The 5,409-nt window shown below is 58.1% G+C and carries 7 protein-coding genes; 5 read left to right on the top strand and 2 right to left on the bottom strand.

The genetic code is table 11. The annotated features are described in order from the left end of the window. Together OQK_RS23345 and OQK_RS23340 are read left to right on the top strand one after the other, a co-directional pair. Positions 1-444, top strand: a 444-nt coding sequence (locus OQK_RS23345) for a sensor histidine kinase (protein WP_038861631.1), incomplete at its 5' end; no start/stop codon positions are given. Then, a complete protein-coding gene (locus OQK_RS23340; protein WP_016774537.1) occupies positions 441-656 on the top strand; it encodes a hypothetical protein in 216 nt (71 codons plus the stop codon). The genes OQK_RS23345 and OQK_RS23340, both read left to right, overlap by 4 nt. An 18-nt stretch (positions 657-674) precedes the next feature. On the opposite strand, the gene OQK_RS23335 is transcribed toward OQK_RS23340, so the two are convergent. Continuing rightward, positions 675-1,562, bottom strand: coding sequence for a universal stress protein (locus OQK_RS23335; RefSeq protein ID WP_016774536.1), 888 nt, complete (start codon positions 1,560-1,562; stop codon positions 675-677). Positions 1,563-1,984: 422 nt separating this feature from the next. Between OQK_RS23335 and OQK_RS23330 the strand changes: the two genes are divergently transcribed. Further along, positions 1,985-2,218 (top strand): hypothetical protein, encoded by a 234-nt coding sequence (locus tag OQK_RS23330; RefSeq protein ID WP_016774534.1) that lies wholly within the window; start codon positions 1,985-1,987, stop codon positions 2,216-2,218. Between the two features lie 44 nt (positions 2,219-2,262). Here OQK_RS23330 and OQK_RS23325 read toward each other — a convergent pair whose 3' ends face one another. Continuing rightward, entirely contained in the window at positions 2,263-3,183 is a 921-nt protein-coding gene (locus OQK_RS23325; protein ID WP_016774533.1) for a universal stress protein, read from the bottom strand. 230 nt (positions 3,184-3,413) lie between these two features. Between OQK_RS23325 and fnr the strand changes: the two genes are divergently transcribed. Together fnr and potE are read left to right on the top strand one after the other, a co-directional pair. After that, positions 3,414-4,154, top strand: a complete 741-nt coding sequence (gene fnr, locus OQK_RS23320; protein ID WP_016774532.1) for a fumarate/nitrate reduction transcriptional regulator Fnr — start codon at positions 3,414-3,416, stop codon at positions 4,152-4,154. Positions 4,155-4,356: 202 nt separating this feature from the next. Then, positions 4,357-5,409: putrescine-ornithine antiporter (gene potE, locus OQK_RS23315; RefSeq protein WP_016774531.1), on the top strand; the 1,053-nt coding region annotated here is incomplete at its 3' end.

Raw genomic sequence — 5,409 nt, 5'->3', positions numbered from 1 at the left:
CAACGCATTGATCTCAGCGAAACCGTACGCAACAGCCTGGTGCAATTGACACCGTGGTTGCTGAGCAAACACCTTGAGTTGATCTTCGAGGTCAGCGACCAACCGTTTCATGTCCTCGCCGACCCCGCCGCCCTCGATATCGCGCTGAATAACCTGATCACCAACGCGGCGAATTTCTCCCCCGAACACGGTGCGATCACCGTGCACCTGAGCAAGTCCGATGGCTTCTGTCATTTGACGGTCGACGATCAAGGGCCGGGAATCGATGAATCGGACAGAGAGCGATTGTTCGAGCGTTTCTACAGCCGTGGCACGGCGCATGGCGCCGGGTTGGGGTTGACCATTGTCAACACCATCGCGATGCGACTGAACGGACGGATTGAACTGGCGAACCGCGCAGAGGGCGGTTTGAGGGCGACGTTATCGATTCCGGCAGGGGAATGATCATCCGATTGATTCAGCTGTATGCCGCCGGCCCCAAATACCTGCTGCTCAGCGCTCTGCTCTACGCGCCTGGCTCGTTGATTTACCTGGGCACGCTGAAAACGCGTCAGGGTCAGCCGCTCAGCGGTCCGGAAACGGGTGTGTTGATCATTATCTGGACCGCCGCGATTTACGCTGGCCGGATGTTGTGGGCCGGAACGCTGACTTTGTAAGGTGCACCAGCGTTTGCGCTAGACCGCCAGTACGCTGCAGGGAACCTGGTACAGAATATGTTCGGTGGTACTTCCCAGCAGTTTTTCCAGCCCGTGACGTTGAACCCTGCCCATCACAATCACGTCCACATCGTGCTCTTCGGCAAACTCACTGATCGCCGCCACGGGATGTCCCTCCCTGCTATGCCTGTGCTCGGCCATCACACCGAATTTCCTCGCCAAAGCGCTGTAATGCACTTGCAGTTCCTGGCGCCGGGCATTCATCAATTCCGAAACCGTCCAGTTGTTCACCACTTCATCCAGATAGTTTTGCGAGACGTCATAGGCATATAACAGGTGCAACTCTGCACCAAACTGAGTGGCGAAGGATGTGGCCTGTTCGACGATCCGGTCATTGAGAGCGCCCCCATCATCTTCGCTTGCAGCTACATCCACTGCCGCTACGACCTTGCGCGGCAGACCCGGGCCAGCAGCGCCCAACAAGTAGACCGGCACCGGACAATCACGCAGCAGCTGCCAATCCAATGGGGTAAACAAAGCGCGTTTGAGTAAGGATTCGTGCTGCACTTCCTTGATCAGCAAGTCGGGCTGGTTCACGGTGACGTGATCGAGGATCTCCCGTTTCATGTCTTCGGACCAGCCAACCTCCGTCGTCACCCGCAAACCTTCGGCTCGCAGGCTGGCAGCCTGGCTTGCCAGCCACTCGTGATGGTCCTGCAAATAGGCCGCACGGGCCCTTGCCCGATCCCCTTCCTCCAGCAGCGACAGGAAATCCCACCATTTGATCAAGGCTGCGATGTGCAGCGACGCGCCGCTGGCTTTAGCCAGGGCGGCGGCCTGGCTTATCGCCGGGGAATGGCGCAGGGCCGGGTTGATGATCAGCAACAAGTGTTGATATTGGCTCATGTTTGTCTCCAGAGAGATGGACGTCTGGGCTCATGTCACCCGCAGCTGACCCGGGCCGAAAGAATCAGACAACAACGCCAATCGAGGTTGCGCCATAGCCCGGCGACTTCCTTGATAAATGTCATATGCAAGGCCCCTGGTGCGCGTCCTCTCCCTGAAAAACCTGAATATCGAGGCTTGTCCACCACCCTTGCGCAAGCGCCTGGAAAACCGACAAAGCGGGGATGAAACTGGCGAGCGACATTGATCTGGATCAATCGCTGCGACGACAAACTGGATCGAAATAGAGTCATGATTCGGCTGCGCCCGCATCTCGGATCAGGGACAGTCACAAGCTGCTCGAACGCGTGAAAGTTACAGATGCGGCCACAGGGTGACAGGTCCGCAACCCACCCTCATTCTTGCTTTGCGAGGTTCACGATATGGTCATCAATGTTCCAGCCATGACAACTGCCAATGTCCCCGACGCGATCGATGACAGTGGCGCACTGTTTCACGAAGCCGATCGGCTCAGCGAACGGGCCTATGCCGTCCTTGAAGAGCCGTATTCTCCAGACACCATGCACAAGTTCACTGAAGCGAGGAAACGCGCCGATGAGAAATATCGGCACGCCTGGCAACAATGGCATTACGCACACGGCGGGCGCAGTCACTGATGGATTACCCCCAACCGATTACCATCAACTGCTGCGATGACCGGTCAGGCTGTGGCAGGCATTGCCTTGACCATCAACAAACTGCAAGGAGCCCGGTTCATCAGGCATTCGGCCGTGCCGCCGATAAAGCCGTCCAGCGCTCGATGGTGACAGATGCCCAGCACCAGCAGGTCGAACGCGTGCTGTCGGGCGAAGTCTTCGATCACCCGGTAAGGGACACCTGAGAGCAGGTGGCTATGCTGTTCATCCAGACCATAGCGCTCGGCCAGCGTATCGAACGCTTCTTGCTGAGTGTCGTTGATCGCATCGCACAAGCTGTGGTCCAGGCTCAAGTTCGGCACGCTCATCGCCGCATCACCCACCACTGACCAATTGCTCACATTCAACAAGTGCAGCGACGCATCGCATTTAGCTGCCAATGTCGATGCAACGCGAAGTATCCGGTCATTGAGCCCTTGGGTCAGATCCTCGAGATGCGACAGGTCAATGGCCGCCAGTATCTTCAAGGGTTTCGGATGTGCGGCCTCGGTGACCAGATGCACGCAGGCGGAACAATCACGTACCAATAGCCAGTCCAACGGCTGGTGAAACGTTTGATTGAGCGCTGAAACATGGTGAGCGTCCTTGATCACCAGATCGACACGAAAGTCATTGATGTACTCAAGTACATGCGCCGGCGTGGCCCTGGCCCAGACCACTTCGGTGCTGACTTGCACGCCAGCGCCACGTTGAAACCGGGCCTGCTGCTCCAGCCACTGGCGATGCATCTGCAAATAGCCTTCACGCGCTTGCGCCATGGCGTCGTGGTCGATCAGGCCGGCCAACGCCAGGGACTGGACATGATCGAACGCCACGATGTGCAATAACGCGCCACTGGCCCGAGCGAGCGCCTGGGCGCGATCAAACGCCGGGGTGCGGGTCATTTCGGCAGGTGCGATCAACAGAATGCGTTTGAGCCTGAACATCACGTGTATTTCCAGTCAGCGCCATTGGACGATTCTGTAACTCTGCCAACCGCCACGCTTGATATGCATCAAGTTTCATCACCCCTGCGACACAAGAGCGGCGCACAGGCCGTTGCCTTTGTGATTCCCCTCCTCGCCGTTCGTCCGTAATCACGCTGACAAACCAAACGAAAGGCACGTGCGCTGCGAAGACTTCTATGCTTATCACACTCATTGGAGGCTGCTTATCCATGCTTGAAGCCCACTCGCCCCCGCCGATTCTCAAAACTGCCTGTTCCAACTGCAGTGTGGTCGAGTTATGCCTGCCGCTTGGCCTGACGGGAACGGAGGTCGAGCGGCTCGACACGCTGATCGTGCAGCGATACAAGGTGAAGAAAGGTGCCGCGCTCTACCGGACCGGGGACCCGCTGCGCTCGCTGTACGCTGTTCGGATAGGTTCGTTCAAGACCAGCGTGGTCTCCGTCGATGGGCGCGAGCAAGTGACCGGTTTTCATATTCCCGGCGAAATGCTCGGGCTCGACGCCATCAGCATCGATCAACACGCGTGTACTGCGTATGCGCTGGAAGACAGCGAAGTCTGTCCGATTCACTTCGCACAGCTGGAAAAACTCGCGCAAAGCCTTCCCTCCCTGCAGCACAACCTCAACAAGTTGCTGAGCCGGGAAATCGTGCGCGATCACAGCATGTTGATGCTCATGGGCAACATGAACTCCGATGAGCGCCTGGCGGCTTTCCTGCTCAACCTCTCGCAACGCCTGAGCTCCCGTGGCTATTCCTCGAAAGAGTTCGTGCTGAAAATGCGCCGCGAAGAAATCGGCTCCTACCTTGGGCTGCGTCTGGAAACCATTTGCCGCGGCATTGCCCACTTGCGCGATCAGGGCTTGGTGGAAATCACCGCGCGCGACGTGAGAATCCACAACATGGACGGCCTCAAGCAGATGGTGTCGGGCTGCAACCGCCAGAGTCATTGAGCCCGTCCATGAGTTCCTGCCATGCCTTCGCCATCCCTCGGGCAAGCCATATCGAAGCGATGGGCGCGCTGTTTCGATGCACTTGAAATCACCTGTCTTTCTAACCGTTGAACGTCGCTTGAAAAGCTGCGTACCGCCGATGCCGGCAAAACCTTGTGCGTTGGCTGAGCGGTGACGCGTTGCGCAAATCGAGGGAACTCCGATGGCCGACTCAAGCAAGAAAATGAGCCTCATGGGGCTCACCACACTGGTGACGGTGAACATGATGGGCTCAGGCATCATCATGTTGCCGACGAGCATGGCCCAACTCGGGGCTGTTTCATTGCTGTCATGGATCGTCACCGCTGTCGGCTCGATGGCTATCGCGTACTGCTTTTCCCAATGCGGCATCTTCTGCCTGCGCTCAGGCGGGCTATCCGCCTACACCGAAGAGGCGCATGCAAAGTCAGGCTTTTTTCTGTGCTCGTACCTGTACTTCCTGTCGCTGGCCATCGCCAACGTGGCGGTGGCCATTTCGGCAGTGGGCTACATGACGTCGTTCATGCCCTGGCTGGGAAGCGGCGCCATTCCTTTATTCTTTGGAACGGTAGGCCTGCTCTGGCTGACCACCGTGGCGAATTTCGGCGGCCCTGGCATCACTGGCAGGATTGGTGCGGTTACGGTGTGGGGGGTGATCATTCCCGTAGCGGGCTTGAGCATCATCGGTTGGTTCTGGTTCAAACCCGAGCTGATCATCGCCGCCTGGAACCCGAACCAACTGCCTATATCCGAGGCCATCAGCAAAGCGATTCCCCTCACGCTCTGGGCGTTTCTCGGCATGGAGTCGGCAGCCCAGGCCTCAGATGCGGTGGAAAACCCCAAGCGCACCGTACCGCTGGCCTGTCTGTTCGGTACATTGGGCGCAGCGGTGGTCTATGTGCTATCGACGACGGTCATTCAGGGCATTATTCCCAACGCCGAACTGGCCAACTCGTCAGCGCCTTTCGCGCTCGTTTATGCGCACATGTTCAATCCCCTGGTCGGCAACATCATCATGGCGCTCGCGGTAATGGCCTGTGTCGGCTCGCTGCTGGGCTGGCAGTTCACGTTGGCGCAAACGGCCAAGGTGACCGCTGATCAGGGCATGTTTCCGAAACTGTTCAGCAAGGTCAGCGCACGCAACGCCCCCATCGTCGGGATGCTGGTCTGCGGCGTCCTGCAGACCTGTATGGCGCTGTCGACCATTTCGCCGAGCGCGAGCGCGCAGTTTGGAAAA

The organism is Pseudomonas sp. R62 (assembly GCF_000257605.1).
GTDB lineage: Bacteria > Pseudomonadota > Gammaproteobacteria > Pseudomonadales > Pseudomonadaceae > Aquipseudomonas > Aquipseudomonas atacamensis.
This window is presented reverse-complemented; position numbering and strand designations above follow the sequence as displayed.